A 5,454-nucleotide genomic window follows, 5' to 3' on the forward strand; every position below is an offset into this window, starting at 1 on the left:
GGCTACGACATCTGGTCCGCGCTCTCCCGCGCGCGGCACCGGGTGCGGCCGGTGCTGTGGAGCAACCTGCTCTACGTCTTGATCCTGTTCACCGTCGTGCTGCTGCTGGTCCCCTCCCAAGGGGCCCTCGGCGCAGCGCTGGCCATGGTCTGCGGCGCGTGCGCCCTGGCAGCCGTGGGCGCGGTCGGACTCCGTCGTGTGCGTGGCCTCGCGCCCGCATACGCCCTCGACCCGAAAGGTGTTGCCGCATGACGGCACTGACTCTCCCCCTCGCCATGCCCCTGCGCGGCGACGTCGACCGACGAGACGCGATCTGGGTCGGCCTCGTCGAGGCCGACGACGTCGCCGCGTCGCCGGACGCCGTCGTACTCGAGTCCGGCGGATCGTTCGACCGGGCCCGCCTGCTGGTGCGCGACCGCGGATCGGTGCGCGGCTACGTCACCCTCCCCGTCGCGGAGGGCACGCTCGACCCGCACGCCCTGCAGGAGGCGATCGCTGCACTGCCCTCGGTCCCTGCGGCATCCCGCCCGGAGCCGACCCCCATCACGGTGGTCGTCTGCACCCGTGACCGCGCCGACATGCTGCGGGAGTCCCTCGAGGCCATCCGGGCGCTGGAGTACCCCTCGTACGAAGTGGTCGTGGTCGACAACGCGCCCGCGACCGGCGAGACCCGCGATCTGCTGGCGTCGCAGTTCCCGGACTTCCGCTACGTGCGCGAGGATGCCGCCGGGCTCTCCCATGCCCGCAACGCCGGGCTCCGCGCCGCGCAGTCGGCGATCGTCGCGTTCACCGACGACGACGTCAGCGTCGACACGCAGTGGCTGTGGGCGATCGCCGCCGGATTCTCACGCGGTCCCGACGTCGCCTGTGTGACGGGCGTGGTGCCGACCGGCGAGCTGCGCAACGAGGTGCAGGCGTACTTCGACGCCCGCGTCAGCTGGTCCAAGCTCACCGCCGCGCGAGTGTTCCGCCTGGACGACCCACCGTCGGATCTGCCCATGTTCCCCTTCTGCGTGGGCGAGTTCGGCACGGGCGCGAACTTCGCCGTCCGTCGGGCGCACATGCTGGAGCTCGGCGGCTTCGACACCGCCCTGGGTGCCGGCACCCGCACTCAGGGCGGTGAGGACCTCGACATGTTCCTGCGCGTTCTCTATGACGGCCAGGCGATCGCGGTGGAGCCCGCGGCACTGGTGTGGCACCGCCACCGGGACGACCTGGCCGCCCTGACCGCCCAGGCCGTGGGCTACGGCCGCGGATTCGGCGCCTGGGCCACCACCGTCGCACTCGACCCGCGCATGCTGGGAGCTGCGGTGGCCCGCTCGCCCCGCGCGCTGGCGCGTCTGCTGCACAAGCCCATGTCGACCGTGGACGACTCCCCCGCCTCGTCGACCCTCTCGGTCGCGGCGAAGAAGGTAGGCCGCGTGGAGCTGCGGAGCATCGTCGGCGGCCCTGCCGCCTACTTCGCGGAGCGTCGCACCCAGCGTGACGCCGGCACCCTCGCCGGTCCCGCCTCACGCGGGCCGGCGATGGAACGTCGCTGCTGGTCGGGGCTGGCGGCAGTGGGCGGGTTCAGCGGTCTGCTGGCGCTGCTGCCGCTGCCGACCGGGCTGTCGCTGCTGTTCGTCGCGGTGTTCATCCTGCTCGGTCCCGGCGCGCTGGTGCGCGCCTGGGTGGTGCTCCCACCCCGCTTCGCGCCCATCGTCGTCCCGGCCATCGGGGTCTCGACGATGCTGCTGCTGACCACGGCCGTCGTGTACGCGCAGCTTTGGAACCCCGTGGCGTGGCTGTTCATCCTGGCGGGGGCCACCTGCCTGGGCGCCGCAGTCACCTTCGGCATCAGGAGGACGGCATGACCCTCACCGCACCCCGCACGCACGCGTCGGCACCGCCCGTCGAGCCGTCGAGCGCTTCTCGCCCGTGGCTGGTCCCTGCGATCGTCCTGGTCGCCGCCGCCATCTGCTGGGCGGTGGCACTGCCCGGCCTTCGCGACGCACCGTGGAACCTCTTCGGGCTGCTCGCCGCCTCTGGACCGCTCTTCCCGGTGTCGATCGTCCTGGCAACGGTCGCGTTCTGCCTCGCCATCGCGCTGCGCACTCACCGCACGGCCGGCGCCGCGCTGGTGTCGACCGTCCTCATGATGCGGCTGCCCACCGCCGTCTCCACCGATGCCCCCCTCTATTCGTGGACGTACAAGCACTTCGGCCCCACGGACTACATCCAGCGTTTCGGCGTGGTCGACGTGGACGTGGACATCTACCACAACTGGCCAGGGGCCTTCTCCTTCATCGCGTGGCTGAACACCGTCACCGGCGTCGAGACGATCTCCGTCGCGCAGTGGTTCACCGTCGGCTCCCAGCTGGCGGTGACCGCCGCGGTGTTCTTCCTCGCCCGCACCTACGGCATGGGCACGCCCACGGCCCTCGTCGCGGCGTTCGGCGCCCACACCGCCAACTGGGTCGCGCAGGATTACCTCTCCCCGCAGGCGATCGGCTTCGCCCTCGCCATCGTGGTGATGGCCCTCCTGCTGGCATCGGGCACGACGAAGGCCGCGGCCTGGGTGGCTGTGCCGATCTTCGCGGCCATCGTGGTCACCCACCAGCTGACGCCGTACTGGCTGCTCGCCGCGTTGTTCGTGCTGACCCTGCTCGGGCGGGTGAAGCCGAAGTACATCTTCCTCGTCTTCGCGGCGATCGCGATCGGCTACATGCTGCTGCACCTGAACGTGCTCAGCCAATTCGGTCGCCTGCTGAACTTCGACTTCCTCAGCAACATCCTGACCCCCTCGGCACGCAACGAGACCCTGGGAAACCCGAGCCTGGGACAGGTGGTCAGCTCATGGTCCGCGCGAGCGGTGACCCTGCTGCTGTGGGTGTCGGCCGGGATCGTCACCGTGGTGCGCCTGGTGCGCCGCCGCGACCAGTGGCGCGACGCGCTCGTGCCGGCGGTCGTCGCCTTCTCCCCCGGTCTGATCCTGGTAGCCCAGGGCTACGGCGGCGAAGCGCTCTTCCGGGTGTTCCTGTATTCCATCCCCGGCTGCATGCTGATCCTCGCGCCGGGTCTGACCCGCATGCTGCGCGGAGAGGCCGCCCGCGCCCGCCGCACCGCGCAGGCGGGCGCCGCCGTCATCGCGTCGATCGCCGGCCTGCTGTCGATGCAGGCCTACTACGGCGGGTGGTTCGCGAACCTGGTCACCCCCGAATCGGTGCGCCTGACCACCGACATCCTGCAGAACGAGGATCCCGCCACCCTCACCATCGGCGTCGCACCGGGGGCCCCCGGTCGCCTCGTCGCGGAGTACGTGGACTTCGTGCAGGCCAACCAGCAGTTCGACTCCGGCATCGACATGTGGCTGACGTCGTGGCCAGGGTGGGAGAACGAGCAGTTCGCCGACCCGCGCCGCGTCACCCGCCTCACCGACAGCCTCGTCTGGGAGCAGCGACCGGCCCTCGTGGTCATCACGCAGCAGATGCGCGATTACAGCACCTACTACGGCACCCTCCCCGACGGCGCGCTGGGACGGTTCGAGAACATCCTCGAGGACGACCCCCGCTGGGAGCTCGCCCACGAGTCCGACGAGACGCTCGTGTACCGCCTGAACCTCGGCGTCACGCCGCAGGGCTGAGATGGGCAGCGCAACCGAGACGACGCGGCGTCACAGGGCGTCGGCCGCGCCGGGGGGAGGCATCACCGGGGCGGTCATCACGACCTACCTCGCGCGCTTCTCCTCGATGATCGCGTACGTGGTGCTGCTCCCCGTGGTGCTGGGGGCTTTCGGTGCCGAGTCGTACGGGCTGTACATGCTCACCGTCGCCCTCGGTGCGCTGTTCCAGCAGGATCTGGGGATCGGGGATGCCACGACGCGCTTCATCGGCGTCGCGCGGCCCTCGGGCGACGTCGCCCGCATGCGCAGCGTCGCCTCGGCCAGCAACGTGTTCTACATCGCCGCCGCCCTCGTCCTGGCGACCGCGACCGCGGTGGCCTTCGCCCTGACGGTGCCGAACGCGGACTTCAGCGACGAGCTCGGGTCCACGGCGTGGGCGCTGGCGATCCTGGGCGTCGGCAATGTCTTCCTCCTGTTGGTGTTCTCCGCGAACCGGCAGATCCTCGCCGGCATCGGCCGCCTCGCCGAAGTGAACTACCTGCTCATCGGGCTCGCCGCGTTCCGCGTCGTCTTCACCGTGATCGTGTGCTGGGCCGACCTCGGCATCGTGGCAGTCGCGGTCGTCGACGTGCTCGGCATCCTGGGCTTCGGCATCGCCACCTACGTGGTGCGGCGCCGCCGGGCTCCGGAGGTCACCGCGCGGTTCGCCGACTTCCGCTGGGACGTCTTCCGGGAGCTCTTCCGTGTGAGCTCGCAGCTGATGGTGCTCGGGATCGCCAGCGTGGTGATCATGCAGGTGGGCGGCATCCTGACAGCCCTCCTCCTCCCCATCGGCTTCACCGCGGTGTATGCCGCCGGCCAGCGCATCTACCTGCTGGTGAAGGAGGTGACCGGCTCACTCGCCGTCGCCCTGCTCCCGACCGCCTCGATGCGCCACGGCGGTGCCGAAGGGGCCCCGATCGGGCAGATGTACCTGCGCGGCACGAGCCTGGCGAACATGCTGATGACCCTCGTGCTCGTGCCGATCGTGATCTTCATGCCGCAGATCATGAACGTCTGGCTCGGCGATGCCGGGCCAGGCGCCGCGCTGGTCGCGCAGATCCTGGTGCTGTCGATGTTCGCGAACAACAATCACCTGCTGGCGGTTCCCATCCTCACCGCGCAGGGGTCTCTGCGCGGCTATGCCGTGCTGCACACGATCTGGGCCGTCTCGGGGACGCTCCTGGCCACAGCGCTGGGCGGATCACTCGGGCTCCCCGGTATCGCCCTCGGGCTCGCCCTTCCGATCCTGTTCCTCGAACCCGTGTACATCGCGATCGCACTGCGGCGCCTGCACATTCCGCTGCGGGACTTCGCCGTGCGCTGCCTGGTGCTGCCGTTCGCGACCGTCGCCCCCCTGGCGGCTCTGCTGTACGCGGCGAGCCTGACTGGCCCCCCGCTCCCGCTCATCGTGGCCCTCGCGGCCGTCTGGGTCGCGGCAGCGCTCGCGCTCTACTACTTCCTCGCTTTCGACAAGACCTCGCGCGCCCGGCTGAGGTCGGCTCTTCCCATCCGGTCCCGCACCGGCCACGTCCTGGAGGACTCCCCGTGACCCTGCCCACCGAGAACACCCGTGAACCCCGCCCGCACACCGGCGGGCACTTCATCGACGAGATGCAGCGTCGCTCCTTCGACGCGCTCACGCAGCTGCACCGCGGCGTGGAGTCGCTGGTGCTGACCGACTTTCCCGACTACGAGAACATCGGCGACTCGGTGATCGCGCTCGGTCAGGCGGAGTTCTGGCGCCGTGCCGGCATCCAGGTGGAGGCGACCTACTCCTGGCGCACGATCTCGCCGAAGGTCTACGACTCGCA

The 5,454-nt window shown here is 70.4% G+C and carries 5 protein-coding genes; all 5 read left to right on the forward strand.

Translation table 11 applies throughout. From position 1 onward, the window contains the following. On the forward strand, positions 1-252 hold a 252-nt coding region (locus NQ160_RS17545; RefSeq protein WP_257516429.1), incomplete at its 5' end, for a hypothetical protein. Beyond that, a complete protein-coding gene (locus tag NQ160_RS17550; RefSeq protein WP_257516430.1) occupies positions 249-1,853 on the forward strand; it encodes a glycosyltransferase family 2 protein in 1,605 nt (534 codons plus the stop codon). The genes NQ160_RS17545 and NQ160_RS17550, both read left to right, overlap by 4 nt. After that, entirely contained in the window at positions 1,850-3,622 is a 1,773-nt protein-coding gene (locus NQ160_RS17555; RefSeq protein WP_257516431.1) for a hypothetical protein, read from the forward strand. Before NQ160_RS17550 ends, NQ160_RS17555 begins: the two co-directional genes overlap by 4 nt. A 1-nt stretch (position 3,623) precedes the next feature. Further along, a complete protein-coding gene (locus NQ160_RS17560; RefSeq protein WP_257516432.1) occupies positions 3,624-5,192 on the forward strand; it encodes a hypothetical protein in 1,569 nt (522 codons plus the stop codon). Then, positions 5,189-5,454 (forward strand): hypothetical protein (locus NQ160_RS17565; RefSeq protein WP_257516433.1); only part of this gene is annotated, 266 nt, incomplete at its 3' end. The genes NQ160_RS17560 and NQ160_RS17565, both read left to right, overlap by 4 nt.

This window comes from Microbacterium sp. zg.Y909, assembly GCF_024626565.1.

Excerpts from the sequence above, each read along its gene's own strand:
- NQ160_RS17550 (WP_257516430.1), top strand. The coding sequence starts at position 249 with ATGACGGCACTGACTCTCCCCCTCGCCATGCCCCTGCGCGGCGACGTC.
- NQ160_RS17555 (WP_257516431.1), top strand. The coding sequence starts at position 1,850 with ATGACCCTCACCGCACCCCGCACGCACGCGTCGGCACCGCCCGTCGAG.
- NQ160_RS17560 (WP_257516432.1), top strand. The coding sequence starts at position 3,624 with ATGGGCAGCGCAACCGAGACGACGCGGCGTCACAGGGCGTCGGCCGCG.